This is a genomic window from Alistipes sp. DJF_B185 (assembly GCF_964250025.1).
Lineage (GTDB): Bacteria > Bacteroidota > Bacteroidia > Bacteroidales > Rikenellaceae > Alistipes > Alistipes finegoldii.
This window is the reverse complement of sequence record NZ_CAXUDY010000001.1, coordinates 213,804-239,781: the sequence shown is the minus strand read 5'-3', so window position 1 is coordinate 239,781 and position 25,978 is coordinate 213,804. Positions and strand designations below refer to the sequence as shown.

General features: G+C 50.9%; 36 protein-coding genes. 32 read left to right on the top strand and 4 right to left on the bottom strand.

Annotated elements, in window-relative coordinates:
- Positions 1–41: 41 nt before the first annotated feature.
- Complete coding sequence (locus tag ACESTR_RS01245) at positions 42–1,364, bottom strand: DUF935 family protein (RefSeq protein ID WP_004303969.1); 1,323 nt, start codon at positions 1,362–1,364, stop codon at positions 42–44.
- A gap of 288 nt (positions 1,365–1,652) precedes the next feature.
- On the opposite strand from ACESTR_RS01245, the gene ACESTR_RS01240 reads away from it, so the two are divergent.
- The 6 genes from ACESTR_RS01240 to ACESTR_RS01215 all read left to right on the top strand — a co-directional run bounded on the left by ACESTR_RS01240 (position 1,653) and on the right by ACESTR_RS01215 (position 4,840).
- Entirely contained in the window at positions 1,653–2,105 is a 453-nt protein-coding gene (locus ACESTR_RS01240; protein ID WP_004293612.1) for a hypothetical protein, read from the top strand.
- 10 nt (positions 2,106–2,115) lie between these two features.
- Entirely contained in the window at positions 2,116–2,454 is a 339-nt protein-coding gene (locus ACESTR_RS01235) for a hypothetical protein (protein ID WP_004303967.1), read from the top strand.
- On the top strand, positions 2,441–3,574 hold the full coding sequence (locus ACESTR_RS01230; RefSeq protein WP_004303966.1) for a phage antirepressor KilAC domain-containing protein: 1,134 nt from the start codon (positions 2,441–2,443) through the stop codon (positions 3,572–3,574). Before ACESTR_RS01235 ends, ACESTR_RS01230 begins: the two co-directional genes overlap by 14 nt.
- Before the next feature lie 2 nt (positions 3,575–3,576).
- Positions 3,577–4,014 carry a hypothetical protein gene (locus ACESTR_RS01225; protein WP_004293615.1) on the top strand — a complete coding sequence of 146 codons (438 nt, stop codon included), beginning with the start codon at positions 3,577–3,579 and terminating at the stop codon, positions 4,012–4,014.
- Between the two features lie 156 nt (positions 4,015–4,170).
- Positions 4,171–4,410: a hypothetical protein gene (locus ACESTR_RS01220; protein WP_004293616.1), complete on the top strand. Its 240-nt coding sequence runs from the start codon at positions 4,171–4,173 to the stop codon at positions 4,408–4,410.
- Between the two features lie 28 nt (positions 4,411–4,438).
- Positions 4,439–4,840, top strand: coding sequence for a hypothetical protein (locus ACESTR_RS01215; RefSeq protein WP_229034950.1), 402 nt, complete (start codon positions 4,439–4,441; stop codon positions 4,838–4,840).
- A 151-nt stretch (positions 4,841–4,991) separates the two neighbouring features.
- Here the strand turns inward: ACESTR_RS01215 and ACESTR_RS01210 are convergent, their stop codons facing one another.
- The 3 genes from ACESTR_RS01210 to ACESTR_RS01200 form a co-directional block, all read right to left on the bottom strand.
- A complete protein-coding gene (locus tag ACESTR_RS01210; protein ID WP_004293618.1) occupies positions 4,992–5,624 on the bottom strand; it encodes an RloB family protein in 633 nt (210 codons plus the stop codon).
- On the bottom strand, positions 5,599–6,846 hold the full coding sequence (locus tag ACESTR_RS01205; RefSeq protein WP_004293619.1) for an AAA family ATPase: 1,248 nt from the start codon (positions 6,844–6,846) through the stop codon (positions 5,599–5,601). Before ACESTR_RS01205 ends, ACESTR_RS01210 begins: the two co-directional genes overlap by 26 nt.
- Before the next feature lie 534 nt (positions 6,847–7,380).
- Positions 7,381–8,172: a hypothetical protein gene (locus ACESTR_RS01200; protein WP_004303962.1), complete on the bottom strand. Its 792-nt coding sequence runs from the start codon at positions 8,170–8,172 to the stop codon at positions 7,381–7,383.
- A gap of 1,923 nt (positions 8,173–10,095) precedes the next feature.
- Here ACESTR_RS01200 and ACESTR_RS01195 point away from each other — a divergent pair.
- The 26 genes from ACESTR_RS01195 (at position 10,096) to ACESTR_RS01070 (ending at position 25,977) form a co-directional block, all read left to right on the top strand.
- Complete coding sequence (locus tag ACESTR_RS01195; protein ID WP_004293623.1) at positions 10,096–10,668, top strand: hypothetical protein; 573 nt, start codon at positions 10,096–10,098, stop codon at positions 10,666–10,668.
- A 167-nt stretch (positions 10,669–10,835) separates the two neighbouring features.
- Entirely contained in the window at positions 10,836–11,105 is a 270-nt protein-coding gene (locus tag ACESTR_RS01190) for a hypothetical protein (protein WP_008143004.1), read from the top strand.
- A 270-nt stretch (positions 11,106–11,375) separates the two neighbouring features.
- Positions 11,376–11,768 (top strand): hypothetical protein, encoded by a 393-nt coding sequence (locus ACESTR_RS01185; RefSeq protein WP_004303960.1) that lies wholly within the window; start codon positions 11,376–11,378, stop codon positions 11,766–11,768.
- Between the two features lie 16 nt (positions 11,769–11,784).
- On the top strand, positions 11,785–12,042 hold the full coding sequence (locus ACESTR_RS01180; protein WP_004303959.1) for a hypothetical protein: 258 nt from the start codon (positions 11,785–11,787) through the stop codon (positions 12,040–12,042).
- Positions 12,043–12,191: 149 nt separating this feature from the next.
- Entirely contained in the window at positions 12,192–12,404 is a 213-nt protein-coding gene (locus ACESTR_RS01175) for a hypothetical protein (protein WP_004293628.1), read from the top strand.
- Between the two features lie 4 nt (positions 12,405–12,408).
- Positions 12,409–12,648 (top strand): hypothetical protein, encoded by a 240-nt coding sequence (locus tag ACESTR_RS01170; RefSeq protein WP_004293629.1) that lies wholly within the window; start codon positions 12,409–12,411, stop codon positions 12,646–12,648.
- A gap of 5 nt (positions 12,649–12,653) precedes the next feature.
- Positions 12,654–13,181, top strand: a complete 528-nt coding sequence (locus tag ACESTR_RS01165) for a hypothetical protein (RefSeq protein WP_004293630.1) — start codon at positions 12,654–12,656, stop codon at positions 13,179–13,181.
- Between the two features lie 40 nt (positions 13,182–13,221).
- The gene (locus tag ACESTR_RS01160; protein ID WP_004293631.1) at positions 13,222–14,319 is read left to right on the top strand and encodes a hypothetical protein; all 1,098 of its coding nucleotides are present in this window, start codon (positions 13,222–13,224) and stop codon (positions 14,317–14,319) included.
- A gap of 10 nt (positions 14,320–14,329) precedes the next feature.
- On the top strand, positions 14,330–15,220 hold the full coding sequence (locus ACESTR_RS01155; protein WP_004293632.1) for a hypothetical protein: 891 nt from the start codon (positions 14,330–14,332) through the stop codon (positions 15,218–15,220).
- Positions 15,217–15,675: a hypothetical protein gene (locus tag ACESTR_RS01150; protein WP_004293633.1), complete on the top strand. Its 459-nt coding sequence runs from the start codon at positions 15,217–15,219 to the stop codon at positions 15,673–15,675. The genes ACESTR_RS01155 and ACESTR_RS01150 overlap by 4 nt, the downstream gene beginning before the upstream one ends.
- 15 nt (positions 15,676–15,690) lie before the next feature.
- Positions 15,691–15,966, top strand: coding sequence for a DUF3846 domain-containing protein (locus tag ACESTR_RS01145; protein ID WP_309457115.1), 276 nt, complete (start codon positions 15,691–15,693; stop codon positions 15,964–15,966).
- A 4-nt stretch (positions 15,967–15,970) separates the two neighbouring features.
- Positions 15,971–16,450 (top strand): hypothetical protein, encoded by a 480-nt coding sequence (locus tag ACESTR_RS01140; RefSeq protein ID WP_004293635.1) that lies wholly within the window; start codon positions 15,971–15,973, stop codon positions 16,448–16,450.
- 5 nt (positions 16,451–16,455) lie between these two features.
- The gene (locus ACESTR_RS01135; RefSeq protein WP_004303957.1) at positions 16,456–16,776 is read left to right on the top strand and encodes a hypothetical protein; all 321 of its coding nucleotides are present in this window, start codon (positions 16,456–16,458) and stop codon (positions 16,774–16,776) included.
- Positions 16,777–16,978: 202 nt separating this feature from the next.
- Complete coding sequence (locus ACESTR_RS01130; RefSeq protein ID WP_004293638.1) at positions 16,979–17,224, top strand: hypothetical protein; 246 nt, start codon at positions 16,979–16,981, stop codon at positions 17,222–17,224.
- Between the two features lie 28 nt (positions 17,225–17,252).
- Positions 17,253–17,900: a hypothetical protein gene (locus tag ACESTR_RS01125; RefSeq protein WP_004293639.1), complete on the top strand. Its 648-nt coding sequence runs from the start codon at positions 17,253–17,255 to the stop codon at positions 17,898–17,900.
- A gap of 13 nt (positions 17,901–17,913) precedes the next feature.
- The gene (locus tag ACESTR_RS01120) at positions 17,914–18,582 is read left to right on the top strand and encodes a hypothetical protein (protein WP_008143024.1); all 669 of its coding nucleotides are present in this window, start codon (positions 17,914–17,916) and stop codon (positions 18,580–18,582) included.
- Positions 18,575–19,837, top strand: coding sequence for an RNA-directed DNA polymerase (locus tag ACESTR_RS01115; RefSeq protein ID WP_298108969.1), 1,263 nt, complete (start codon positions 18,575–18,577; stop codon positions 19,835–19,837). The genes ACESTR_RS01120 and ACESTR_RS01115 overlap by 8 nt, the downstream gene beginning before the upstream one ends.
- An 869-nt stretch (positions 19,838–20,706) precedes the next feature.
- Positions 20,707–21,186 carry a hypothetical protein gene (locus ACESTR_RS01110; RefSeq protein ID WP_004293642.1) on the top strand — a complete coding sequence of 160 codons (480 nt, stop codon included), beginning with the start codon at positions 20,707–20,709 and terminating at the stop codon, positions 21,184–21,186.
- The gene (locus tag ACESTR_RS01105; RefSeq protein WP_004293643.1) at positions 21,183–22,271 is read left to right on the top strand and encodes a hypothetical protein; all 1,089 of its coding nucleotides are present in this window, start codon (positions 21,183–21,185) and stop codon (positions 22,269–22,271) included. Before ACESTR_RS01110 ends, ACESTR_RS01105 begins: the two co-directional genes overlap by 4 nt.
- A gap of 362 nt (positions 22,272–22,633) precedes the next feature.
- Positions 22,634–22,813 (top strand): hypothetical protein, encoded by a 180-nt coding sequence (locus ACESTR_RS01100; protein ID WP_004293644.1) that lies wholly within the window; start codon positions 22,634–22,636, stop codon positions 22,811–22,813.
- Positions 22,814–22,825: 12 nt separating this feature from the next.
- Positions 22,826–23,113: a hypothetical protein gene (locus tag ACESTR_RS01095; RefSeq protein WP_004293645.1), complete on the top strand. Its 288-nt coding sequence runs from the start codon at positions 22,826–22,828 to the stop codon at positions 23,111–23,113.
- A 13-nt stretch (positions 23,114–23,126) separates the two neighbouring features.
- Positions 23,127–23,852 (top strand): hypothetical protein, encoded by a 726-nt coding sequence (locus ACESTR_RS01090; RefSeq protein ID WP_004293646.1) that lies wholly within the window; start codon positions 23,127–23,129, stop codon positions 23,850–23,852.
- 11 nt (positions 23,853–23,863) lie between these two features.
- Positions 23,864–24,448, top strand: coding sequence for a hypothetical protein (locus ACESTR_RS01085; RefSeq protein ID WP_004303947.1), 585 nt, complete (start codon positions 23,864–23,866; stop codon positions 24,446–24,448).
- A gap of 33 nt (positions 24,449–24,481) precedes the next feature.
- Positions 24,482–24,718, top strand: coding sequence for a hypothetical protein (locus ACESTR_RS01080; RefSeq protein WP_004293648.1), 237 nt, complete (start codon positions 24,482–24,484; stop codon positions 24,716–24,718).
- The gene (locus ACESTR_RS01075; protein WP_004293649.1) at positions 24,699–25,631 is read left to right on the top strand and encodes a hypothetical protein; all 933 of its coding nucleotides are present in this window, start codon (positions 24,699–24,701) and stop codon (positions 25,629–25,631) included. Before ACESTR_RS01080 ends, ACESTR_RS01075 begins: the two co-directional genes overlap by 20 nt.
- Positions 25,632–25,686: 55 nt before the next feature.
- Positions 25,687–25,977, top strand: a complete 291-nt coding sequence (locus ACESTR_RS01070) for a hypothetical protein (RefSeq protein WP_004293650.1) — start codon at positions 25,687–25,689, stop codon at positions 25,975–25,977.
- The last annotated feature ends 1 nt before the right edge of the window (position 25,978 follow it).

The following is a 25,978-nucleotide window of genomic DNA, read 5'->3' as shown; positions in this document are numbered from 1 at the left end:
AGCTCTGAACGGAGCGTTGTCCGGGAGCGGAAGACGGGCTTCTATTCCGCTCCCCGCAGAAAATTTCCGACCTTCGCCCCCCGGGGGCGTCCGTAACGCCGGAAATACTCCTCGTCCGACATGATGCCCCGGTCGTTGTGGCTGAGACCGGATGAGCCGCCTTCGGCTCCGAAACCTAATCCCGGGATAACATTGAGCTGCCGGCCCACATTGATACCGAACTCTTTCTCGATCTCATCGGCCGCCACTTCATATTTGTCCGTGATCAGCGAATAGAGCTTGATGCGGTCCTCGTTGCTCATCTCTATCCGGTTCGAATACCGGAACTCCAATCCTCCGGGGATATACCCGATAGCCACCAGGCGGGGGATTATCTCCTCGTTCATGATGTTTTCGATATACCGACGGTAGACTTCGATACGGTCGCGGAAAATGTCCTGGTGTGCTTTCGTGGAACCCACGTACGACTGCATCCCTCCGGCCATCGACTCGGAGCCGAGCACGAGGTTGGCAACTTCCTTGTTCACAAACTCGATAAGCCCGGTATATATCTTTTCCGAGTTGGACATGGTGAATGTCTTGATATCGACCTCGTCCTCAATGCCGGTAACCACCACCTTGTTCTGTGCCGCGTTGGCTATCTCGTTAGCCAGCCTCTTGCGGTCGGCGTTGCTCTCGCTGACCGTCTTTCCGTGGATAATCGGCTGTCCGTAAGTATGGGAAAAGTTCACATAGTTGGCCACCGTGAATTTCTTGGCCAGTATCAAAGGGGTCGTGGCGGAAAAAAGTCCCAAGTCGCCGGAGTTTACCAGTACATAACAACGGTAATATGCCGGGTCATGTAAATCCCAATGCGGCTCCCACAGTCCCTGCCGCTTCAGTACCGTTTTCTGGTCCGGTAACACATTACGCCGTTCGATGATGTTGACTTCCGCCAGCCTGCCCGTTCTGGGGTCAGTATGCGGCATGATTTCAAGCAGGGTGTACCCGTAGAGTTTGGATTCCACTATGCCCTTGATTATCTTGTCGAACTGCGAACCCTGTATCTTCAGGGAGTTCGCCACGTCCTTGATGTATTTTCCCTTTTCGTTTACACGGGCAAGCATATAGCGGTCGCCGAGAATCTGGCTTTCCAGTGTCTCGACAACGGAACGTATATGAGCGTCCTGTTGCAGGCAGGCTTCATACAGGTCAATGAGCCGGGCGCGGTCATCGAGAATATATCCCGAACCGGTATCCTGACGACATGAACGGTAGCGGTTGTTGCGCTCGATTTCGCGAACATACTCCTGAATTGTCTTTTTGGAGGTCTTAAAAATACTCTCCAAGAGTTCCCCGTTAAATGATTTGTCCGATGTAGCCATAATTTTTTTGTTTCTTGTTCAAAGAGTAGAGACAATCCTCAAGAGAGGTTTTTACGGCTAAAAGAATATATGGAGAACGGGACTCTTAATGCTTGATTTACAAACCGAAATATGCAACTTAAATATATAGATATTTCGGTTTTATTTGCGTTGTAAATATCTTATTATCAGTAATTAACAATTTATTAAAAGTGTAATTTATGTATATATTTATAGTGTATTTCATATTAAAAAGATATATCTTTGCACCACGTTAGATACAAATCCAAGAACAATGAAAAAGAGAACATGAAAGAAGAAAAGATTCCCTGCCGGATAATCCGGTACAGGGAGTTCCCCGATCTGCTTTTCGGAACGTTACGGGAAGACGGACCGGTCTATTTCGACGCGACACGCTTCATCCAGGCCAAAGGAGATGCACGCCGGCATAATGTCCGTGATTTCCGTGTCGCTTTCCATCACTGGGCAACGGCGTTGGCAGACGCCTACGGAATAGACAGGGAAAAGATGATCATCCGTGACGAGGCGTCGGGACACCTGTTAATTGATGAATGTCTGGCTCTATTATTTGTCGTTTACATCGATCCCGCGTTCGGTGTCTACCTTCTGGAGCGCGTGGACGAACTGCTGTCCGGTGGATTTACGGTTTCAGACACTTGGCTGGTACAGGCTGCCGGTCTTAGATTTACAAAGGAGGAATTAACGCAAATTTTAGAACAACATGAGACGCAGCACATTTAAACGACCCAAGATGGTGCTCATCTTCAACGGGGCACAGGTTCTTGTAGCGGTCACGCGCTCGCTGCACAGCGCGGCGGAATTGACAAAAGGCAACTTGCAGGCTATCTCATTCTGTTGCACGGGCAAGTATGTATGCAGCGGCGGACTCTATTTCAGGCATCTGCATCCGGATGTGGAAATCGAGCTGGCCGACCTCGGCACACTGATGCTGAAAGATTATGACGCCCTTTGCGGCGAGAAACGCACGTACTATCCGGTGCGCAAGATGGCACATAAGAGAGCCTTGCTTGAAAACAAACGTAAGTCTGATAACCAAAAGAAAGGAGGAAATACCTATGAGGGAAAATAGGAATGTTCCGTTCCGGGACTGGAACATAAGGGTTTCCCGGAACCATAACGGCCAGCTCCATATCTGCGCCGTGGATATATGCGATATACTCAAGCGGGACGAACTGCTTGAAAACGGCGCCATCGCCCGTGTTTGCCCGACGGCATTGAAAATCAGTTTCCGGAAAAACGGCAGGGAACAGTGGGGTTTCCGTCCCATCGATATGCGTCGGCTTTTACAACTGGTACGCAAGGAGACTATTATACCCCGTGACCTGCTTGATGAATTGGAAGTGTGGGGCAACAAGCTTCTGGAACTGGAAGCCGGGGAGCTGCACGCCGTCCCGCAGGACGACATCGTCATGCACTTCGAGGAAGGGTTCCCCGTCACGTTCCGGCGTGTCGGCGACAAGCTGATGGTCAACGCCACGCAGATCACGATGCACTTCGGGAAAATCCCGTCTGAATGGCTACGCATCGCTTCCACGGATATGCTCCGCAGGGAAATGGCCGGCAACGGACATACCGGGAAATACGAGTCGCAAGTCTTCACCACACGGGGGCGGGGGCACGGTGCGACCTGGTTGGAATCACCGCTTGTCATACCGTTGGCCAGATGGATCGCCCCTGACCTGTCTTTGGCGGAATGGTTGGGCGAGGCTATCGGCAAACTCTCCGTGAAACGAGGGAAGACAATCGTACGCGAACGCCCCAGGGTGGCGGCACCCGGTCTGCCCTGTATGGATTGTCCCATGCCGCAGGATATGGAATCGGCGACGAGACTGATTCTGGAACTGCGGAAGGTGGTGAGTGAATCCCTGCCGAAAATCGTATTCTACGAGGAGTTTATCGAGAACAGGGACTGGTTCAAGAGCACGCGCATCGCTGACGAACTCGGCATATCGCCGCGACAGTTGCACCAGTTCCTTGCCGAAGAGGGCATCTGCAAGTACGAGAAGCGGCAATGGGTGGTCTTTCCTTCCTGCCGGGCCTGGCAATGCGATGTGCCTTACACGTGGGAGAACAGCCGGGGCAAGGTATATACTTTCGGATCCACCAAACGATGGACACAGGCCGGACGGGAGTGTATCATAGAACTGTGGCGCAAGAGGAACCCTGAATACTGCCCACCGGGTGCATAGCGATGGAAACGGCATTACAGCGGATCATCCGCAAGACAGGAAGACGGCCGGTAGAGTGCCGTTGCCGTCTGTGCAGGCAGCAATGCCGGATACCGTGCCTCGGTACGCCGGAAGACATCCTCCGGTTGCTGAAAGCCGGATACAGGGAGCGTCTTGCACCCACTCGGTGGGCGGTAGGCCTGCTGTTGGGAAAAATCCCGTATATCGTGCCGATGGTACAGGCGAAACAGGAAGCAGGCGGGTGCACGTTCTTTCAGGACGGACTGTGTGAACTGCACGCGGCAGGGCTCAAGCCCACTGAAGGCAGGTTGTCGCACCATACCATCACCATGGAGAACCTGAAGTTCGGAATGTCGCTCTCGTGGAACGTGGCCAAAGAATGGCTGGACGAGCGGAACTTCGACACGATACGGGAGATTGTCCGGATAATGGGAAAATAGATGAGGGACGGTTTCATGAATGAAGTATCAGTATAACCGGTTGATTCCTCCTTTGCCGATTTCATGGAACCGCCTCTTATTAATTCATACCATTTGCAAACAGTTCGTATTAGTCGCGGCTATCCTTTATCAGGAAAACATTTAAACGCGAATGATATGAAACTGAAAAGCAGAATGACCGTCGGGGAGATGTCGGAACACCTGACGGAACATACCGGCAAGTTCGCCAACCGCGTATCCGTGGGGCGTTACGCCAAAAAACTGGGATACGCCGTGTATAAACCGATGATAAACGGCAGGATATGCCAGTTCTATGTCAATCCGTCGATTAAGGATGACGGGGAAGCGGAAACATTACGGACGAACGAACGCGAAAACGGACATGAAAGGGAATGACGACAAAAGGCAACACGTGATACCGTTTATGAAATGCTTCACCGGGCTGGTCGGCGCGTTCACCCCGGAAGAGGTCATCTTCATGCTGTACATGGCAGACCGTACACGCCTGCGTGAAAAAGGTTACGACACCTTGCGCAGCAAGCGGTACTACATGGAGAACATGGAGATGGGTTCGCGGATTTTCGACAAGTGCGTGGAAAAGACAACGCGTATGGGATTGCTTGAACGGGTGCCGGTCAGCGGGATGTACGATTACCTGTGGCACATGGATTCCTACAACCGGCTTGTAGGGATATTGGCGGAACTTGGAAATCCTTTTTCTACCAGGGCATTCTGTCATCGGATGTTCGATGTGGAAAAAAGGACCGTGGCATCCGTCTCTGACGAAGAGGTCAGCCAATGGAAAGAGAGACACCGAAAAGTTTGAGCGTATCTGTCCACGGAACGTAAATGAATAAAAACAGACGGCATCGTTGTGATTTGCCGTCTGTTTTTGTGTTTTTGCGACATAAAATCCGATAAAACCGGAAGGAGGTGGTAGCCGGGTACAATATTATCCGGGCAAACGACAGAATATGCTAAATATACTTATTCAGTTCTTCCACAAGAAGATGCACCGTTGTCGAAGATTCCGCTTGTGCCGGCGGTATTCCCTCCATTCGGCGCAATACGGCTTTTGCGTTCGTGATGGCCTGAGCCTGTTTACCGCCCAGCTCCCTGAAAACACGACCGCCTGTACCGGCTTCCTTGTTGTAGGAGAAGCCCAACAAGCCGGATAGCTTTGTTTCATATTGATTTCTGTGCATCGGGCCTTGTACCAGGTTATAGTGCAGCAAGAACCAATACTCGAAAGCCTGGTTGCTGTATGCCACCCTCATGCCACCGGCTTCCGCCATACCGATAGCCCGGTTGAAATCCCGATCGGGAAAGTCATCCTTGTCAAATACCACCCAGCACTGGTCATACTCGCGTCCTTTCTTCCGCTCTTCTTCTTTCATCCGTAAAGCCTTTTGGACAAGACCTACCGTATTGAGTCCCTGGCCTACCGCTTTAATATTGGCGGAGGTCAGGCGAAACGCATTGAAATAATCCGGTTCCGTATTTACCCCCTCGCAGATGATCAGGAAGGATTGTTTGACCTCACGGACAAAACTGATACGCCTGAGTGTCCGTGCCGCGCGTGGATCACGCTTGTTCGTCCGTGCTGCCATATTCTTCCTCCCTCAGGTCAAATAACCGTTCAAACTGGCCGATGACAGGGATACCGCCATATTTCCCCATCAGGTACTCCTTTTCGAAAGGTGCACTGTTGCGAACCTTGTATTCCGCCAACGAATAGAGTTCCGAGGCTCCAAACGAATCTTTCTGTGTAAACCAGATCTGATCCCTGCGGAACAGGCTTGCATTAAGCAGGTTGGTGTCATGTGTCGTGAAAATCAACTGTGCATTCCTGGGATTTGTCACTCTGGAATTGAACAGCCCGATGATGCGACTGGTCAACAGAGGGTGCATTTTCGAGTCGAACTCGTCGACAACCAGCCTTTTGCCATGATCCAACGCGTCGATTATAGGATAAGCCAGCGAGAAGTATTTGATCGTACCCTCCGACTCGTTTACGCGGAACGGGAAAGTGACCGTCTTCGTGGCGTTGCCCTCCTCGTCATATTGCTGGTGTGAACTGATGACTGTATTGTCAACCTTGCGTATGTCGTCGATTCCGAAGTCTGCAAACCGGGCAAACTCCACAATACGCCTTTTCATGGACGGATCATCGATCTGGGCTATCGCCATTTCCCAAATCCGCTCGTCGCTGCTGCCAAGAACAATCGTGGTGTTGGCCAACCATCCCATGATTTCCACCGAGACGCTTTCGTTGAACTGTGCTGCCACGGAAAGAAGCAGCGCATTGTCGCGCACCATTTTTTTGGCGACAACCTCTTTGCCGACCGAAAATTTGGGATGCAGTTCATACTCATCGCCGTCACGCAGGAACAGTTCCACCTCCTTTGCCTTGCGCTTGTTGCCCTTTTGATAAAGCCACTCCCGGTGTACACGTTTTTCATCGACTTCAAACCCATAGCGGTATTGGACCGTTTCGTCGGCAAAGACCGCCTCAAAATAACTGGGCTCCTGTTCCGTCCTCCGGTTGAGACGGAAACTTTCCACCCGTATGCTTTCGCCGGACTGCACGCCTTTGGAGGAATTGATGACAAACCATTTGAAGAAATCGAGCGCTTTGACTAGATTCGATTTCCCGCTGGCATTGGCCCCGTAGATGACCGCACTCTTCAGCAAAGAGAGGTTCGTACCTTCAAGCTCAAAAACAATCTCATCGGACCGGGTCTGTTTTTCTTTCAGCGCGGAAGCAGCCAAAGACAAGGTCGCCGGCTCCTTGAACGAAAGGAAATTTTCGACTGTGAACTGAATAATCATATTATATCGCAGTTATATGTAAATTTTATGCAAATATAGGGGATATTTTTCATATATAGATGTTTTATCGGATCTCTTTTTGCGGTTATTTTCCTGCACGTGAAAATCAGACCGTTTTCGTTCTTGCAATGCTGCCCTGCAAAAGGCGACTGCAATTTTCCGAAGCGGCAACATCGGCTTGCGATTCATGCTCCCGATAGTGGAATTTGGGTGGAAAGACGCGAAATTCGCCACATCTTTCCCCTCAATGTGGTACAAATGTACCGTGTATCTGACAGGAGGGGTGTTACAAATGTAGCAACAATACTATAAGTAGTATTATACAAGAAGAAAGAAGAAAGATGTACTTTTTTCTTTGACGCAAAGAAAAAAGATACCAAAAAAGAAACAAATCATGACAGACGGCACGCCGTCTGTTTTTTTGTTTTTTTGAATCGGAAAGTGTTGAAAACGGATAAGATGAGGATTAAAGGACCACTTCCTCCCCAGATACAAGAGAGAGAAACAGAACGAATACCTTATACCGTCACCCTCTTACCGTCTGGCATCCTTGTCGCGGTTCAGCCTTACGACAGAGCGCACGCAGTCACGTACCAGTTCGGCATCCCTCCGCTCCATGAAATAGTTCCCGCATTCCAACCGTTTCCTGTCCGCCGGCCTGTTGTTGTCCCTGCATTCACGGATTTCCAGTATGTCATTCAGGTAATAGTACTTGTCACCGCGTCTGACACGTGTTGCCAGCCGTTCGAGTTCCTTCAGCCGTCCGTTCCATGCAAGCCCTTTCTGGCGTAGAGCATCGGAAAGCCTGCTACGGCCACTGGTTCCGATAGGCAGTATCTGGAGATTCACCGCGTACCCGACTGTTTCATGCAGGGAATAGCGCAGGCTCCCGTCTTCGTCCAGCAGGCAATACAGCACAACACGTCCTTTTGCGTCGATTTCCTTGAAAGCCCCCAGTATTACATGCTCATCCAGGATACTGAGTTTTACCAACTGTCCGTCTTTGGGAGCATAGAGAGATTCCGAACATACACCCCGGCGCTTGTCCCATGCAAGATGGCCTTCGTTCAGCAGGCGTTGGAGGGCAATCTTTTGCTCTGCGCTCGCTTCCCGGCAATCATTCAGAAACATGACCGCGTCATCGGTAACGAGTTCTTTGCCCGCAGTCATCCTTACCGGAACCGACACGCAATTACCCGTGACATCTCCCACAAGTCCGGTTTCCGATGTCCCACCGTTGAAGACGACCATTCCCTTGCGAATGGACGACCCACCCGTGCTGTCTTTCGGAATACTCCCGATTTTCTTCTTATGATATGATTCCATTCTTTCGATTCTTTATCCAGATATTTCCTGTAACAGCAAAATGCCATACTTCATACATAAGTGGATACAATACGGCAAATATACGTATAATTCACCAAAAAGGCAGGTAACTGAACCCCATTTCTTCTGCATTTCCACGGTTTCCTGTATAAAGTCACAAAAACCGTACAAATAAGTCGGAATCCATGTGGATAGCTTCGTTCTGTATATTCTATATGATTAAGGAACAAAACATTACAAGATTGTCCGATTGTGAAAAGCATATCCGAACATACTGAATGACAGGAATACACATCCTCCTTTTCCGTCGTCCAATCCGGTTAAGAACAGTCAATATACCGACGTGTCTCTATATATTTTTTGATACGTTTTCAGCGTATCTAAAAAACAGCTTCAAGCCGGAACCCGGAAATCGTGCAGAAAGTCTGTACACCCGTGAAAATTGAAAGGACAGGCATCCACAAATGAGAATATTTCAAAAATATGGGACATGGTGAACACCAGCACCTTAAGCAACCATGATAAATACAAGTACTTTACTGTATATTTTTTGATACCTGCTTACAGTTTCAATCCGAAAGCCGCATTTTGAGCCGTTTTGGAAAACCGGACTTGAAAAAACGGCCCGAGGACAGAGACCGAATCCGCACCCGAGGGTACACCCTCCCCAATCTTTTTATTTTTATTACACCATTGAATATCAATAATTTATTAGGTTTACTTTTGTATAAAGTAAGCCTAAAAACGTCTTTTACATTATCTTTGCTTACAAATTGAAAGTAAAAAAATCTTTTCAGTCCTATTTTATCCATTTTAAGCAGCTAATAATCTGATAATCAATAGACAAAACTGATTTTGATTTTATACATACGTTGAAACGGGGCTTTTTTGATTTTTGCAAAGGAAAAATTTTTTTCAAAGAAAATCATTTTTTCTATTTTATTAATATTCAACTATTTACAAATTCACTTCGCGCGCGTGCGTTCCATATTCGCAAAAAGGCTGTTTTTGGAACGTTCCAAATTTTTTTTCTCAAAAAGTTTTGCAGTTCTGAAAAACGGTTTTATAATAGTCATGTACTCGAAAGCCAAACAAACGGCAAACAAGTACGGAGAAAAACGAATAAAAAAATAGATAGTAAAAAACAGAATTAAAAAACAGAAAAGCAAAGACCGCCGAGAGCGAGAAACAAAAACGGCGTTTACACGAAAGTGAGTTGTTGAGCCGTCAAAGGGTAACACCCGAAACAACACCGTGTGCGTTTAGGTACGCTTAAAGAGTGCGTTAAATAACCACGCTTCGCACGGGGCAATAATACCAGTATTGCCAACCTACGAAAGTAGGGAAATTTATGGAACGGGATAAATCGTATTTATTCCGAGTGCCGGAAATACGTCAAGACTTTTGCAAGTCGCTGGGAGTATTGAGAATACCGCCACTGAAAAGGACGTGCAAGAATAATGCCATAATTGCGCCCTTGTGCGCACGGAGATAAAATGCACGGTAGCGGAAAAACAGTCCGCACGGAGCTTGAGAAAAGAGCATTGCCAATGTTATGCCCATAATCACCAGCCGCCCACCGCCTTACTGTTAGCTGCCGGATTGGAAAAGATCCGGAACGTGCCAGAGAAGCGTCTTGCCGAAATTGGAGTAAAGCAGCGCAGAGCCACGACACGATGAGTAGAACTCGTGCAAAGATACGATATGCCGAAAATGCGCTCATTTGGATAGCTCTGCTATGGGGTACGTTTTAAGTGCGACAAAGTTACGAAAAATTTTGCCGTGCAGGGTGAAATGCACGGCAAATTTTTGGGCGCGTGGCAGGAAATGCCACACTTTGCGCTATGGTGCAAAGTTCGGGGTTCGACTCCCCGAGTGCCCGCAATGCGTGATTTTGCGCAGTGTTTCTAAAATTTTATCATTATGGCAACTTCTAAATTGAACAAGGAACAGTATGCAAACATCGGTTCGTTTGCAGGTATCATGTTGGTTTACAACTCTACCAACAAGGACGGTGAACTCGTGCAGACGGCACAGCACTTTTTCGGTGCGGACTTTGAGCCTGCCGACAAGTCGGACAACGAGATTTTCCGTGTGATTAAAAACATGGTCGCAACTATGTGGCACACCATTGCGGAGGAAAAGAAACTGCGTGCCGATGCCGACGGCATACGCTCGAAATTCCGTGCCACAACCCCTGCGGAAATCATCATCTGCGAGAAGTCGGGAAATCGTATCAAGAAGTACGACCTTACCGACAGCGTTTGGGCGCGTATCGGTCTTGTGCCGACCAAAGTAGACCTCGAGAAGTCAAACCGTGATTTCCAAAAGACAATCCATGCCGCTGCAAAGGCTATCCGCAACGCCATGGATTTCGCCCCGAACCTCGCCAGCCTCGAAAAGCCAACCGAGAAAACGACCAAGACCGGCAAGGCTGAAAAGGTGGCGGAACAGCCTGCCGGAACGGTTGCCGACGAAAGCAAAAAGGCGGCATAAGGGCAACGGAGTAACTGAAACCTGCCCGAAAAAGGCAAAAGGACGGCAGGCAGCCCGCTGAACGTGTGGGACTGCCTGCCCTTTTCGTATCTGCCGTCGTAAGCGCGTGTTCTTGTGACGTATGCCACGGATACGCGCTTTTCATTTCGGGCGAAAGCAACTGTAACGTGATAGGCGAAAAGAATTTCCCGGCAAAAAACGGTGCCGGGACTGTACCTCCGCCGCAGGACGGGGAGTACACCGTGGACGACCTGAAGACCGCTCTGGAAGAGTCCGAGCGGTCGCTGCATGATGCCGTCTTCATAGCCCGCCAAGTGTGGGAGAAGGACTGCGATGCCGTGAAGTTCGACATCGACGACCTTGTGCAGATAGAATCGGCATTGCAGGAGATATGCAACATCACCGCAGGAATTGACAGCGGGGACGATGGCGAGTGACATGACGCGCACACGTGCTGCGGAAACTGCGGGGCGTGCGCGCTTTTTCGGGCATTGATATACACTGTGTCAGGATTGCACCCTGAAATGCCCGCACTTTTCTAAAATTCCCTCCGATATGACTTCCTTGCGCCGTGAGGCGTTGTGCCTACCTTGTATATAACACGGTTAAGCACGGTCTGGCGTTCTGCGGAACCGCCTGCCGTGCTTCCGCTGTTATCCTGTGCGGGGAAGCGGAGAACGGATGTGCCAATAATAAAACGAATAAATATGATAGAAGTGTTTGACGCAAAGCGCACCCGCAGTTACGGGTGCTTTGCCAGTTTCAAGGCTGCCACCGATACGCTTGACAGCCTTGCCGCGACGGGACAGCTCGGAAGTGTGCCCGCTGTCAGCGTGGCGGCGTATTGCAGCGGCGTGTTACAACGGGAATATGAAGCGGTGTTTGTCGGTGGGAAATGGCGTGTGCCGAAATCTCCGAAAAGGCGGATGCCGGAAACGAGACCTGCCCGTGGGAGACGTCGGCGGAAATGGTGCAAGGAGTACGCTACGGCGGAGCTGATGTTCCGAGAAGGGTTTCCCGACCATTTGAACCGCAGTTATCCGCTCTCGGCGGACAGCCTGAGACGGTGCAACCGGAAATGCAGAATTTATATGCAATAATAAAAACGCAATGAGTATGAAAACATTAGCAGACGTGAAACGGAAAATGACGCTTGGCTCGAAGTGGCGGTGTGTCCGGCTGTTCGAGGGCGGAAAAGACCTCGGCGTGCGTGAGGTCGGGAAAGTGCAGGGTAATGCCGTGGCATTCCTCAAACCCGACGGGAAACTCTCGTGGCTATGGTGGCCAAAGGCAAAGGACGTGCAGGTGGAAGAAAACGCCTTCACCGTGCTCCAGAACGGAGTGCCCAAGCTCAAGTACATCTATGCCGGATAGGTGTTCCGGAAAAAATCATGCAAAATAATATGAATTAATAACAACTATGGGGGCGGAATGCCCCTATGCTTTTATAAACGGATAAAGAAAATGACAGAAATAACGAGAAAGCAGATATCTGGTCTGCGGGTAAAGATGTATTAACGGCTATGGGAGAGGAACATAGAATCAACGAGATAAAAGGTGTCATCATCAGCCGTGCCCTGCTCAAGGAATACGGGTATGATGGCGATATGCCCACCGACAAACAGATGCAGGTCATCGGCAACGGGTTACTTGAATACTGGGGCGTAAGCGACGGTTTCAAGGAAGCCCTCGCCAGTACAATGGAGAACATGTTCGGTGTAAAAGCAAAAGATTAGGTCTATGGAAACGAAAGAACTTACTACCCACCAGCGTGGTGTTATTCTACGCGGCATCTGCGGCGGGGCTGCATTGAAAGACAAGTCGCCGCAAATATCTGAAAACAATACCGTCATAACCTGCGCCGGAGGGTTGGAGATTTGGGACATCTGCTGCATCAGCAGTGATGCCGAAGCCTTCGGCCTGAAACCGTCCTTCGGTTATGACGGGCACACGAGAATCACTTTCACCCCCAAAGAATAAGCGGAATGAAATCATATTACTACTTGGACTACCTGCACCGTGAAATCTTCCTTGAAGAGGAGGATATTCAGACCGTTCCGGAATCAGGCAGGGCGGACGATGCCTGTTCCGCCATTGCCGAAAAGCCGTATGTCGTGGAGCAGTTCATGGCGGACTCTTTCCGGACACTCAAAGATGTGGCCAGCCGCCTGTGCGATTCCCCTGATATTAAAAGCCGCCACGATGCGCTGATGTATATCGTGTGGAGGGTGGCACTGGACATCAAGGAGTGGCGGACTCTGAGCCATAGCGAAGCCGCCGTCAAGGTAACCCGTGAGGACGGTTTCGTGTGGCTGCTTGTATCGGCGGAAAATGCCCGGAAGCTATGGGAGGCAGACGTATTCTCCCTGTACAGGCTTTATGCCGATGATTCGGAATCCCTGATCGAAAGCGAGGCGGAGCTGGAATCGACCATCAAGGGCGGATACCAGATAGGTATCGAGGTGGGGTTCGCCTCTGTAATGGACCATGCCGCCCGGATGAAGCAACAATAAAAATCGGAAACAATCAAATAACGAAATCAAGAAGAAAGGTATGGAAACAACATTATTGACAAAGGAAAATGCCCATCGTGTGACCATGGTGCGGCGTGTGGATGCCCCGGAAAGCGAACCGGTAGCGTTTCTTTTCAGGGGAAAGAGACACGGGTATTGCAGCTATTCCCATCTTGTAGGGAATCCGGGCAAGGAAGAAATCCTCGCCCCGGCGGACTTCAAGGACTGGGAAGTTGTGGAAGTGGCGCACCCGGGCTATCTGGAAGAATATTTCAAGCAGGCGTGCAGCTCCTACAACCTCACCTCCTTCTCACCCGACGAGCGGGGTGAGTCAGACATCGCCTCGCACGAAAAGGAACTGCACGAGGATTTGCAGTCGATGCCCGAGCAGCAGCGGGAACGTTACATGGAAAACTACAAACGCTATTTCTCTGCCATGATCGCCGCCAACAGCCGTTGTGCCAGCGCGATGATTACGGGACCTGCACGCTTCAACACGGGCCGCAACGAAAAGGCCTGCAACAGCCACGCCAAGAGCGTCACGGCGTTCCGGGAATGGCGAGAACGTGCACTCGAAGCGATTCGCAAGGCTACCGAAGCGGCCAAGCCCGAAGAACAGCGTCTCGAGGAGGAGTGGCAGAAGGTCAAAGCCTTTATCGACGATGCCGCCTCGACCATTCACGGTATCGATACGGGTACGGCACGAGGCTATAGCCGGGCTCTCTTCGTCAGCAACCTCGCCGGGCGACTCTCCACCTATGTCAACCATGGCAACGTGGAAATCATCGACCGTGCCGTCGCTCGTCTGCGAGAGTGGAACGACAAAGTCAAGAAACCTGTCGTCACGGCACGCCATTCAATCTTCAAGTATCCCGAACTCGTCCGCAAGGTGCGGGAAAAGCAGCAGGAACGGGCAAGCCGTGAAAATCGTGAGATTCCGTTCGATGGCGGCAAGGTGGTCTACAACTTCGAAGAAGACCGCCTGCAAATCCTCTTCGACAAAATACCCGATACCGATATGCGTACGACCTTGAAGCGTAACGCTTTCAAGTGGGCGCCACGCAACCAGGCATGGCAGCGCCAGCTCACCCGCAATGCCGAATATGCCGCCGGTCAGGTGTTGAAAATAACCATTTAATCCAGTGCCCATGAGATACATCATCGATTCACGTTATTTCGACGGGACATGCCTCACGTCGATGTCGGATGACATGCACAGCGACTACGGCGGCGAGACGCTGGAAGCACTGCGCGAAAGGGAGAAGAACCCGTACCTGGTCGCTGTATCACCGGTACGCATGACACTGCTTGTGAAGCGTTATACCCGGGCACTTTGCAAGCCCTTCCATGAAATTACGGAGGAACGTTATTACGAACTGCTGGAATGCCTGCCTCCGGCCCGCATGCAGAGCGACTGGTTCTTTGTCGGGGAACCGTATTACCGAAACCTGTACGCGCTCTGTTTCGAGTCGGACGGCAGGTATTTCCGGGCGGAACGTCCCGTACGTCTTTCCAATGTGGAAATCTACCGCCAGATTCGGGAACACATGGAGAAAGTAAACCTGCATCCCGCCATCGTCAAGAAGGCTTCCTTTGTCAAATATGTCAATTGGTACAAAAAGACGGTCACCTACATACCGTACTATTTCGAGTATGGAGGTAAAATATATTTCCTGAAGAACCTCGCCACTCGGACGGGATCCGAATTTGGCGACCGCCGGGAACGGAACGAGATGGCGGCATTGCTGAGGAACCTGCGCGGAAACCGCTACGAATACTGTACTTTCTACTCCCAAAAGAAGGACATCTTCGAGTTTTTTGACTGGCTACGGAAGAACAAATACACGCTGGAAATCCAGGGCGACTTGTTCGACTTTGCGGATGACCGCTCCCACGTGGACTTTCACGGCAATGTATGCGAGTATTCGGCTGTGTTCCATTACCGCATCTATTCACGCAAGCTTTTTGGCCATATCATTAACCAGCTACGCACCGTGAAACGGTATCACGCGTGGCATAAAAGGAGGGAAATACGATGAAAATCTCAAATGAACCTACCCCATACCTCCTGCTCAAGGCAGGAACTGACAGTGCATGGGATTGCTGCGACTTTGCAATCGTGTACCTGTCAAAAGAGTGGAGACAGACACAGTCCGGCAGGCTGGAAGCCGTCAAGCCATTCAAGGATGACATCAGTTTCCAGTCTTTGAACTTTTATGACATATCGGTTGGTTTTTACCAGCCGGACGAGGACGGGATACTGGGCAGCGAGGACTTGCCGGAAGACAATAACTGGTGCTTCGTGGAACTGACCGAAACGGAACTGGAAAGGTTGGTTCCGCCGGACAATGTGCTGGTCAGCCATATCTTGGCGGTATTTGCAAACGGGGAAGCCAGATACCGGGCGTACGGCAAACATACCGACGAGCGATTCTGGACTGAAAAATTCCCTTTGCAACAGATTTTGGATATACTGGCGAGTCATGAATCTTAAAATTTCAAAGCAACTATGACAGAAATCATCAAAACGGACGGAACACGCCAACCCGTGCAGCCAGCCAATGGCTCAGACTTCACGCTGGAGGAGATGCAGGCGATTGTCGGCGGCTACATCGAACTGGTGGAACTGGACGGGAGCACGACAATGGTCGTCAACGAGGAAGGCAAATTTATCCCTCTGTCCCTCAATCTTGAAGCGAGCAGGATATTCCGTGCTCATCACCCGGCGTCGAAAGACTTCATCGTTGGGGACGTACTTGTGTGCAATAACAATCAAATCAGATAAAATTATGGATAAAGAGAAAGCAAAAGCGCTCAGCAAGACCCTCGCATGCTACAAAGAATTACAAGAGAATAACAGTGTAAACCTGATCGAGTTCCATACCGCTGACGGGCAGAAACACGGTATCGGCAACCCGGAAGCCATCAAGCTGTTGCTTTCGGTGGCCGTCATCGAACTGGAACGCCAGCTCCGGACCGCACAGTTCGGTGATATTCCGGAAAGCCTGGAGAACAGCCGCGAGTACAAGGCGGCCAAACAGCTGGAATACGCCATGAACGATTTGGGATTCAAGTCCGAACGTTTCGCCCAGGCTCTTCCTTATTTCCACAAGACACTGGAACAGACATTCTTCAGAACGGTAAAGGCTTCCATTACCGCTATGGCAGGGCGTGATTCACGCTGCATTGACGACCGCAACCGTGCTTCATACGAGATGTGTCAAATGCTGGCCTCCATGCTGGAAGATACCCGTCTGCCCTTTATCTAAATGCCATGTTCATAGACGAGAGGACACAAAACCGCCTCCATGCCGTGCCGGGAGAGAGTATCTCCCACGGCACGATGCGCACGCAGGACCTGATTCCGGCGTTCTTGGACGTTATCCGTGACACACCGGAGTACGTGCAGGTGATGAATGCCATCCCCGCCCATGCCATGGAGGACAAAGAAGCAGACTGGTGGAACAGCGATGACGCGGCGGGATTGCTGGAATCGCTGTTCGACACGCTCGATAGTTACTCACCGGAGGGGTACTATTTCGGTGCTCATCTCGGTGACGGGTCCGATTACGGATTTTGGAAAATGGACAAGTGAATGTCGGAACATGGTACGGATTACAAAAGACAAGCGGCATGACATTCTCAAAGACGGGATTTGTATCGGGCAAATCTATCTTGCCCGTGCCGAAAGCAGGAAATTAAGATACTGGGCAATCTCTTGCATGAGTGGAATCGGCTTCAACACTTTCAATGAAGCCCGCAGTTATGCCAAGGATTTCCTTTAATAAAAGAATCGCATGAAAAATTGGATACAACAGATGCTTTTGTGGCGTAAAAAGACGGACAAGGGCAGAATGACACTCGGAAAGGTGCAGAAAGAGTATCGCGAGAATGACGTATGCATGGGAGAACTCCTTGATGCCCTTCCCGCCGACGGCCTTTCCATAGAGGAAGCTTTCGAGCTGGCTATCACCGCCAAGAAGTGGGCGGACGGAGACCGTTTCTACCGGAGTATCAACGATGGAGAACCGGAAGAATTGTAAGGTAAATAACAATAAACAATAATGACAAATGAGCAGATATGATTTTATAAGATTCGGCGGCTTTGTCAACTGGGCGGACGAGGACACGGACACGTTCCGGAAAATGAAAGTCTGCCTGCCGGTAAAGGAGCCTGTCGAAGATGACACGAAAATAGGACTGATTTCCACGGACGAGGACAATCCGGAAGAAATCGCGGTTTCCTATTCCGTCAGGGCAGCCGAACTCATCCCTTGGACGGACTCATTCCAGGAAGGATACTGGAAAGCCCTGATAGTGGCAGAGGCAAACGGAGCAGGCACGGACGTATTGCTGCCCATGCTCAAAGATGCCGGACTATGCCTGATGGAATGTGTCTTCCTGATGCTCCGGAGCGATGCCTGCAAACTGTTTCCGGTCCTGTGCCGGCTGTTCCCGGAAGTGGAGGAAATGTTTGAGATTATCACATGGAATGACAGGGAATATTTTGTCAGGGAACTGACGCTGTTCCGTGGAACGGGCGGGGAATACAAAACCCTAGTCTCTGTAACGGGTCTGCAAGACGTGCTGGTCGGCAAAGACGGCGCACCCATATCGGACGAGGCGGAGGCCGTGGACCGGAAAATCTGCTATTACTTCACGGACGAGGAGTTCCTGCTGCCGGAAGAGCGGCTTGTAGCCCTTGCGGAGGATGCGTGAGAAATCATAATGTATGTACAAAGACCAGAAAATGAATAAAAGAATGAACAAACAGCAAACCACTCCCGTTACCGACACTTTTAAGGGGATGCTACTTATGTCAATGGGTGTCCCTGTAGGAAACATCCGTCCCTACCGTTTGAAGTCGGCACCTTCCTGCCTCGGCGGTTTCGAGCGCATGAGCGTAGCGGCAGCACGAGCCTCGGGAATGGATATCCCGGAGACGGAGAAAGAGAACGATGAAGTTTACATATGCCGCTTGGGACCCGCCGTCTTCCATAAATGGATGCCTGTCTGGATGTTCGAAACCGCTTTCGAACCGGTTCCCGAGCAGAGACGCGGTGACCGCATCCGAACACTTACGGAAGAGATGAACAACCATCACGTGGCGGAGAAAGCCCTGAATGAAAAATGTTACGCCCTGTCCGTGGAGCTGCTTTCCGAGTGTGGCGGCAGCCTTGATGACAACGGTGAACAATCCTCGACCTATCTCCATGTTGTGGACCGTGACCCCGTGGAACTGGTCATCACGAACGCGTCGCTCCGGAAAGACGGGAAAATCTTCATCATGGGTTACAGTTACTACACGGGCGAGGAGTACGAGCAGGAATGTGACGTAGAATCCGGCATGGACATACTGAATTTTATCCTTTCCCAAAAAAGTTTTGAGTGCTATGAATGAAGACAAGATATTGCAAATGTTCTTCGACATAGGCCAGTGGACGAAGGCCATTGAGAAAGGCGTGCTGAAAGACATTAGGAAAGACCAACTTATTCGGCTGACCGACGAGCATACCCGTATGGCGATGGCCTATGCCATGCGCCGGGGAAAGTACGAGATTTCCCCTCCCCACACGGCGCAGATACCCAAGGACAACGGTGAGTTCCGCACAGTGTACGTAAACGAGCCGATGGACCGCGTAGTACTGGGTATCGCCAACGACCTGCTCTTCGAGTTGATGCCGGAGATGCTGCACTCTTCGTGCAAGTCCTACCAGACCGGTATAGGGTGCGGCAAGGTAGTTACGGAAGTCAGCCACCGGATGACAGAAACCGGCAATAGCGGCTGTCTGGGCTGGAAGTCCGACCTTTCCAAATACTTCGACAGTGTTCCGATACGGTTCATCGACGAGGCGTTCGACAAGGTGGAGGCCAAACACGGCCAGTCTGCCCTGATAGACGTACTTAGGAAATATTACCACTCGGACCTCTATTTCGATGAAGATAACCGGTTGCAAAGCAAGTATCAATCCTTGAAACAGGGTTGTGCTGTGGCTAGCTGGCTGGCGGATGTACTGCTCTACGACCTAGACAGGGAACTGTCACAAATGAACGGCTACTACGTCCGGTATTCCGACGATATGCTTTTTATCGGCAAGGATTATGAAAAAGCGATGGACACACTCCAAAAACGCCTGGAAGATAAATCCATGAAGCTAAATCCCAAGAAAGTGGAATACCTGGCAGCCGATGTCTGGTTCAAGTTCTTAGGATTCAGTATCAAGGGCGGCATGGTCTCGCTCTCGTCATCACGCATCAAGACCTTCCAGCACGAGATCGAGCGGCGGACAATCCGCTGCCGGGACACGACACTGGCAAAAGCCGTGGACGCCGTGAACCGTTACCTGTACAAGGGCGAGTTCAGCTGGGCGATACAGGTATTGCCGGTCTGTAATGTGAAGAGTGACCTCAACGAGCTGAACAAGTTCGTGATGGACTGCTTTAGAGCCGTTCAGACGGGCAGGTGCAAGATCGGCGGTCTGGGATATGTCCGAACCAAACCGGATGGCTGCATCGTCCGGGGACGGGGACGCAACGTGAAGGCCAACCGCGATAAAACAGACCGGGACATACCGGGTTACCTGACTGTCGGCTGCATGCGTAACGCCCTTCTGACCAGCCGGGCGGTGTACAACACGCTGGTGGCATCGCTATAAGTTACGCCGGGCACACGGCAGAACGGGTGGACGGGCAGGCTATTCAACGTTACAGGCTTATAACCAGAATCCATATCGAGATTAACCGGTCTAACACCCGGTTAATCCCATCTCGATTCTGGCTGCGCCTGTAATGTATCGGGAAATTAAAGTCATGTGCCGTCTGTCCCGTACCCGTTACCGGAGCACACCGGGAAAGTTCAAGGAATAGGTTTGGGCATCCCGCGTACCAACGTCTTCTTTCCGAGTCTGAAGGCGGCTGACCGTCGCCTTCGGACTCCGCAGAAGACCCATACGCGGGATACATCGGAAGCATAAAGCCATGTGCCGGTATTATGAGAACTTTCAGTCTTTTCCAGCACGGGAACGTGCGGTTCGGGGGAATGGATTCAGCCTGCTGTCCCCGATAAGCCCGTCTCGCGCCGTCGTATCCCTAACGTTATACGACGGCGCCATTCCGGCTTCCGCCACAGCAGACATCGGACCTGTAAAGGAACGTGCCGGCATTCCGGGAACCGCAAAAAGAACAGCACAGGGCAAAGGGGGCAAGGCCGGGATTTCAACAGAGCCGCAATTCACACGGCTGGAGCCTGTGTTATCTCCTGCTAACACGACAGATGACACAGGTTCCAGCTGTACTCGCGGCCCGTATCAGGTTTTTAAAGGGATGTGCCGTCCGGATGAGTCCCCTGAACAGAAGGTAGCGCGACCGCATATGCACGAGGGACCCAAATTCAAGATACAGTATTCAAGCTTGGTCCTGAGCCAGGCAACTACCTGGTTCAGGACCGAAGTCCTACTGTATTTATCAGGACTATAAAGATACGCGCCAGGGGTTTGAGTGCCATTAATTGTAAACAGGTGAGAAAATGGAAGATATTTACCGAGAAACCGTCACCGCCATAGAGAACGGCGCAAATTTCCGGATTGATTTCCAGTCCAGAAGTTTAAAAGTAAACGGGAGACACATGATACGGAACGGCAGGTATGATGGCGCTCCGTGGTTGCCGGAGTACGGCTGCGGGGATTTTTTCACGGATGTGGAGGAGCTGTACCGCCGCTATAAACATTCGATACCATCGGAGCGCAGCCAGAGCAAGTCCCGCCGGTATTTCATGGCATTGCCCGAAAGTGACCTCGAGGACGGGGACATGCTGTACGGGCAACACCGGGATACCGCGCAATTCGAGCTGGAATTCTATATCCTCTGCCGGATTATAGGCGGGTTCACATGGAATCCCGAAACGATGGGCAAATGGTTCTGGCAAAGCGAAAAAGACAAGGACCTGGTGATACTCAGAAAATGGGTGGAACCCGGAAGTAATCAATTATTAACAAATTCACAATGAGTAGAAAGAAACAAGAAACAAAAGTCCTGTGCCCCGGATGCGGCACGGAATTCGCCATCGCGGACAAGGAATTTGCCGCCACGGGCACCGTTATCGGCAAGAATTCGGATTTGGGCACCGTCTATCCGGTGGTGGCCGGCCATAATTCTCCTGCCGGACTTCCCAAAGGGGCGCGGGAGCGTATCGAGGCACTCCGCGGTGCCGGTGTGGACGTGAGCTGCCTGTTCGCCATGCAGGGAGCCGAGGGCGGCGAGTATATCGCCTCCAACAAAGACGGGAAACTTACCATCCTGGATGACAACGACCCGATATTCGGCAGCATCATGGCACAGGGTACCGTTCCCAACAACCGACTCTTCCGCCGGTGGGTCATGGCACAAATGTTCCATATGATGTCATACACGCATTACCGTGAAAAAGAGCCGGCAGGGGTGACCGAGATGATTCACCGGAAAGGCTATGATTACCAGTGGAAAATGCTCTTGAACGAGCTGCACGCCCAGATGAAGATGGAACACAAGGACATCACGGGTTTTGCCGAGAGAAACCGCTGGTTCAACCGTGATGTGGTTTTGGCCATCGCGAGCGACTATGTCAACGCGCTGAAAAAACACGTGGGCAACCTGGAAACAAGAAAATGCAAGGGAGTTCCCTACAAGCGTATACACGGCCGTAATATTTTCGTGGAGGACCTGCAATCCAAACTGTACTACCCGCTTTCCATCGCGATAACCCACATCAGGCACGCGTTGGACGCCACACAGCTTTACAACGCGGTCAGACAGTTCAATGACCGTCGTATCCGGCTGCCATGGGGCACTCCTCAAAGCAAGGCATGGATGGATGCCTATAAGGGAGCCGGGGCGTTCTTTACCATGCAGAACCTGATTCGTTTCCACGGTTGCACGGCTGTCAATGACCGGGGTCGGCGTCTGGACAAGTACCAGTCACTGACGTTCCTGTCAGCCAAGGCGGAAGAGTATAAAAACGGAGAAGGCTGGCGGTTGCTGGCAGTCCTGAAAAAAATGCTGGCGGACAACAATATCAACATCAAAAAGAAGATGGCGGCATGGCGTAAGAAATAGGCCGTCATCACCATCCGCCCGGTAGGCGGCGCGGTGTGGCGGGTCAGAATAAATTAGTACTCCCTCCATTGAAATGATGCTCATCCCTGTTAACACAAGATGAGCATCTTTCAATGGAGGCATTACATCGAAAACGTAAAGAGATGCCCCTGTTTGACGACCACACCGCTATTCTAATCAAAACGACATAATCCTTTATACGATGAGCAAGAAACAACTACGACGCAGGGCCTACCTGCTGTACCGGTTACGAAAACAGGGTATCCGATGCCTGACACGTTGCCGGACCATCTTCTACCTTTACGGGGAGGATCCTAAATCAGTACCGCAGATTTGCAGCCTGATAAGCGAATTCCATTTCCATGTCCAGTTTGAAATACCCGCCTGACATGAAACCGGGAGACATTGCAACGCTGAAAGTGCCCTACAAGGGCTATCGCCGTATAGAACTGTTGGAACGGCTCCAATACACCTGGCTGGTACGCATCTGCGAGAGCAGGAAGGAGATCGAGGTCTATGAAGACGAGTTCGAAACGGATTAAAGGCACGGAACAATGAAAGGAGAACAACAGGAAGAACGCGTACCGAACTTCATCGGCAATGCCGTCATTATCCTCACGGCCAGCCATCTGGGCTGCGAGGTGGAGATGCTCGCCACCGCACAGGAGGTGTGGCGGACGAAACGCCTGCCCGAGGCGGTACTGCTGGGCATGTACGAAAAGGCCGCACGCGATGCCGTGTCGGCTGTCCGGAAGAGAGGTCTGGCGGAACAGGCTGACCGTCTCGGAGAGATATTTTACAGGACGGGGGAATTTCCCCCGCCGGAAGAAGACAATACATAAAAAGGAGTAACAAATGAAAACAAGGACTTTTCAGGAAATATATGATTTCTGCCGTACGGACGATACCTACCGGAGCTATTTCGAGGCATCGGACGAGTCCCGCATTACCGGAGCAAGGGCAAGAAAGTACTATTACGGCGACATCCGCCGAGGCCAGTGCCGCGTGGGGACATTCATCTACCGCCAGTCGATGCGGCAGCTTGAAAGGTTCCTCGGGGGCGCAAGGCAGGACCACTACATCCATGTTGACCCGCCGGCCTGCCGGGGAGTGAGCCTCAAGGACGATATGTTCCCCGGCCAGACCGCCTATATCGTGGTACATGTCAGGAGGCAGGGTGTGCAGATTGAAATCGAACACCCGTTGCATGGTGGATGGGTGCATTTCACGGCACGCTCCCACCGTCCCTTCACCAGGGAGGGAATCATAGCCGAGGCGAAGTCCTACATTGACAGCCACATCCTGCTGGCACCGGGAAGATACCGGGACTTGCAGCTGGAAAATATGGTTTCCAAGGAACAGTTCCCCGCATGGTACAGGCTGTATAAAATGAGGCTGCACGACCGGGCGGAAGCCGAACATCGGGACATGGTGGACAGATACAGGCACAGGAACGACCTTACCTACGGGGAAGCCCGTGACATGCTCGCGGCTTCGGGTATATTCTTCGACCTGAACTGCGACGAGTTCGAGCGGGACGAGATTACGGAACAATTTGTAAGACTTTGTAACAAGACATAATACCCAGGCAAATGAATCTATATAATCAAATCAAATATAACGGGTACCGCATCAACATCTATTATGATGATGACGCCCGAAGCCCGCGTGAAGCATATGACAATCTCGGTACGCTTTATACGGCACATCGTCGCTACCGCCCGGAGAAGGAGTTTGATGACCACTTCGATATCGACAAGGTTTTTGAAGGGCATATCGGAAATTTCCGGGAATCGTTCCTGAAGGAATATATCGCCCTGCCGGTCTACCTCTACGACCATGGCGGCATTACAATATCCACCTCGCCGTTCAGCTGCCCGTGGGATTCCGGATTTTTCGGAATCATCGCGGTACCGTTGGACAAGGTGCGCCGGGAATACGGGTGGAAGAACATCACCGCGAAACGCAGGAAGCGGATCGAGGGATACCTGCAAGACGAAATCAGTACCCTTGACAACTACTATACCGGGGAAGTTTTCGGGTATCGCATCATGCCGGAAAGTGACGATGACAATGAACTGGACAGTTGTTGGGGATTCTATGGTACGGAATGTATGAAAGAACTGGAAGCCGAATGCAGGCATATTATCGACGGGCAGAACAAAGCGGTAGCATAAAATAGAAAAATACGCATAATAACTGGAAATACAATGAAGACATCATACGGACTTGAATTTGACACGGTAACAGAAATCAATCCTGAATGGAGCGGCTATGACAAGACGATAGCAGGATGTCACCTGGCCAATGCCAGGGTGGTCATCGTGGATACGGAATACGGGCAACCGATAGACAATGAGCATGACCTTGAAGAAATCTACCGGATTCTCGAAAAGAAAAAGACAGGCCATACTAAAAATGAACGACATGGAAGAAAAACGAGATAACAAGGAAATCAGGGTACGCCTGCACCATATCGACCGTGGAAACTGCACGGAAGTGTGGGAGGTGCAGACAGAGAAGGGTAAGCCCAAACGCTATCTGGGACGTGACGACGGTTATGGACCGAAGGAGTGGTACACGCTCTGCGATGCTCCCTACGGCTATTGCGAACGCGACTGCCATGTGAGGGAGGACCTCACCCTCATTGTCTGCGACAAAGATTGGAACGAGGTGTTGCGAGACGGAACGGACAGGGAACGCTTTCCTGAAAGTTTCCCTTCACTGGATGAAGCCTGCAACGAGGCATGGAGCAAGGTCGTGAAAGTGCTTCCGCATGTCACGCACAAAGGTTTCGGGCAGTGGATCACCAAACAGTCATTCCTCCCGCTCAGCCAGACCGAAGAATTGAATTGGCGGGATAGCTACTATGAGGAAGAAGCGAGTGAGATACTCTCACGTTTTACATGGATCGGTGAAGAGTATGCCATATTCAAGGTTACCCAGAGGCACACCAAGTGCGACGCCCAATGGTACGAGTATTACGCGGGGAAGACAAACCGGCAGGAACACGAGTGGTATACCCGTTTCTTCGGTTACGAGTACCATGACCGGCATATCAGCGACGTACTCCGGACACTCGGAAGGCGGTGCGACGACATCATCCGTACTGCGGTGGAAACCCGCACGGACCACTATTACGGGCGTACGGTTTCCTGTTTCATGGACGAGTTCATCGGTTACGACCTGTCCCATGAACAGGTCCGTGACGCCAAGGAATGCAGATTGCGCAAGGCACGGGAAGACTACGACGAAGCGAACGCCTACTATTACAAACTGAAAGAGAATGAGGAAAGCATCCGTGGTATCGAATTGATGCTGCACTGCATAAGACAACAAATCCGAAAAATGAAAAGATAATGGCCAGAAACTACATGTAGCCAGAGTTTGGCAAATCGAATACAAATATCCGGGTATGTATGGCGGGGGCGGTCAGGATATCTTTTATGATATCCTGACAATGTTCGAAGTTGATAACTCCGCAGAAGACGCCTATACCGATGACTTCGAAATAGCCCGTTCGGGTCTGCAGCAGCTAAGAAAACATATCTCAGAACAGGATGAAACCTTCCGGCAGAATGCCGAAGAATTTTATTCCTGCCTGGCAAAGGCCGGGATGGACCGGGAAAAGTTTATCGAAGTACTTGATTGTCTAATCAACGGCAGTGACCAAAGCGATGCCTATGTGCATGTCTCATGGTTTTAAT

Coding starts and splice junctions, on each gene's coding strand:
- ACESTR_RS01245 (WP_004303969.1), bottom strand. CDS start 1,364: ATGGCTACATCGGACAAATCATTTAACGGGGAACTCTTGGAGAGTATT.
- ACESTR_RS01240 (WP_004293612.1), top strand. CDS start 1,653: ATGAAAGAAGAAAAGATTCCCTGCCGGATAATCCGGTACAGGGAGTTC.
- ACESTR_RS01235 (WP_004303967.1), top strand. CDS start 2,116: ATGGTGCTCATCTTCAACGGGGCACAGGTTCTTGTAGCGGTCACGCGC.
- ACESTR_RS01230 (WP_004303966.1), top strand. CDS start 2,441: ATGAGGGAAAATAGGAATGTTCCGTTCCGGGACTGGAACATAAGGGTT.
- ACESTR_RS01225 (WP_004293615.1), top strand. CDS start 3,577: ATGGAAACGGCATTACAGCGGATCATCCGCAAGACAGGAAGACGGCCG.
- ACESTR_RS01220 (WP_004293616.1), top strand. CDS start 4,171: ATGAAACTGAAAAGCAGAATGACCGTCGGGGAGATGTCGGAACACCTG.
- ACESTR_RS01215 (WP_229034950.1), top strand. CDS start 4,439: ATGAAATGCTTCACCGGGCTGGTCGGCGCGTTCACCCCGGAAGAGGTC.
- ACESTR_RS01210 (WP_004293618.1), bottom strand. CDS start 5,624: ATGGCAGCACGGACGAACAAGCGTGATCCACGCGCGGCACGGACACTC.
- ACESTR_RS01205 (WP_004293619.1), bottom strand. CDS start 6,846: ATGATTATTCAGTTCACAGTCGAAAATTTCCTTTCGTTCAAGGAGCCG.
- ACESTR_RS01200 (WP_004303962.1), bottom strand. CDS start 8,172: ATGGAATCATATCATAAGAAGAAAATCGGGAGTATTCCGAAAGACAGC.
- ACESTR_RS01195 (WP_004293623.1), top strand. CDS start 10,096: ATGGCAACTTCTAAATTGAACAAGGAACAGTATGCAAACATCGGTTCG.
- ACESTR_RS01185 (WP_004303960.1), top strand. CDS start 11,376: ATGATAGAAGTGTTTGACGCAAAGCGCACCCGCAGTTACGGGTGCTTT.
- ACESTR_RS01180 (WP_004303959.1), top strand. CDS start 11,785: ATGAAAACATTAGCAGACGTGAAACGGAAAATGACGCTTGGCTCGAAG.
- ACESTR_RS01175 (WP_004293628.1), top strand. CDS start 12,192: ATGGGAGAGGAACATAGAATCAACGAGATAAAAGGTGTCATCATCAGC.
- ACESTR_RS01170 (WP_004293629.1), top strand. CDS start 12,409: ATGGAAACGAAAGAACTTACTACCCACCAGCGTGGTGTTATTCTACGC.
- ACESTR_RS01165 (WP_004293630.1), top strand. CDS start 12,654: ATGAAATCATATTACTACTTGGACTACCTGCACCGTGAAATCTTCCTT.
- ACESTR_RS01160 (WP_004293631.1), top strand. CDS start 13,222: ATGGAAACAACATTATTGACAAAGGAAAATGCCCATCGTGTGACCATG.
- ACESTR_RS01155 (WP_004293632.1), top strand. CDS start 14,330: ATGAGATACATCATCGATTCACGTTATTTCGACGGGACATGCCTCACG.
- ACESTR_RS01150 (WP_004293633.1), top strand. CDS start 15,217: ATGAAAATCTCAAATGAACCTACCCCATACCTCCTGCTCAAGGCAGGA.
- ACESTR_RS01145 (WP_309457115.1), top strand. CDS start 15,691: ATGACAGAAATCATCAAAACGGACGGAACACGCCAACCCGTGCAGCCA.
- ACESTR_RS01140 (WP_004293635.1), top strand. CDS start 15,971: ATGGATAAAGAGAAAGCAAAAGCGCTCAGCAAGACCCTCGCATGCTAC.
- ACESTR_RS01135 (WP_004303957.1), top strand. CDS start 16,456: ATGTTCATAGACGAGAGGACACAAAACCGCCTCCATGCCGTGCCGGGA.
- ACESTR_RS01130 (WP_004293638.1), top strand. CDS start 16,979: ATGAAAAATTGGATACAACAGATGCTTTTGTGGCGTAAAAAGACGGAC.
- ACESTR_RS01125 (WP_004293639.1), top strand. CDS start 17,253: ATGAGCAGATATGATTTTATAAGATTCGGCGGCTTTGTCAACTGGGCG.
- ACESTR_RS01120 (WP_008143024.1), top strand. CDS start 17,914: ATGTACAAAGACCAGAAAATGAATAAAAGAATGAACAAACAGCAAACC.
- ACESTR_RS01115 (WP_298108969.1), top strand. CDS start 18,575: ATGAATGAAGACAAGATATTGCAAATGTTCTTCGACATAGGCCAGTGG.
- ACESTR_RS01110 (WP_004293642.1), top strand. CDS start 20,707: ATGGAAGATATTTACCGAGAAACCGTCACCGCCATAGAGAACGGCGCA.
- ACESTR_RS01105 (WP_004293643.1), top strand. CDS start 21,183: ATGAGTAGAAAGAAACAAGAAACAAAAGTCCTGTGCCCCGGATGCGGC.
- ACESTR_RS01100 (WP_004293644.1), top strand. CDS start 22,634: ATGTCCAGTTTGAAATACCCGCCTGACATGAAACCGGGAGACATTGCA.
- ACESTR_RS01095 (WP_004293645.1), top strand. CDS start 22,826: ATGAAAGGAGAACAACAGGAAGAACGCGTACCGAACTTCATCGGCAAT.
- ACESTR_RS01090 (WP_004293646.1), top strand. CDS start 23,127: ATGAAAACAAGGACTTTTCAGGAAATATATGATTTCTGCCGTACGGAC.
- ACESTR_RS01085 (WP_004303947.1), top strand. CDS start 23,864: ATGAATCTATATAATCAAATCAAATATAACGGGTACCGCATCAACATC.
- ACESTR_RS01080 (WP_004293648.1), top strand. CDS start 24,482: ATGAAGACATCATACGGACTTGAATTTGACACGGTAACAGAAATCAAT.
- ACESTR_RS01075 (WP_004293649.1), top strand. CDS start 24,699: ATGGAAGAAAAACGAGATAACAAGGAAATCAGGGTACGCCTGCACCAT.
- ACESTR_RS01070 (WP_004293650.1), top strand. CDS start 25,687: ATGTATGGCGGGGGCGGTCAGGATATCTTTTATGATATCCTGACAATG.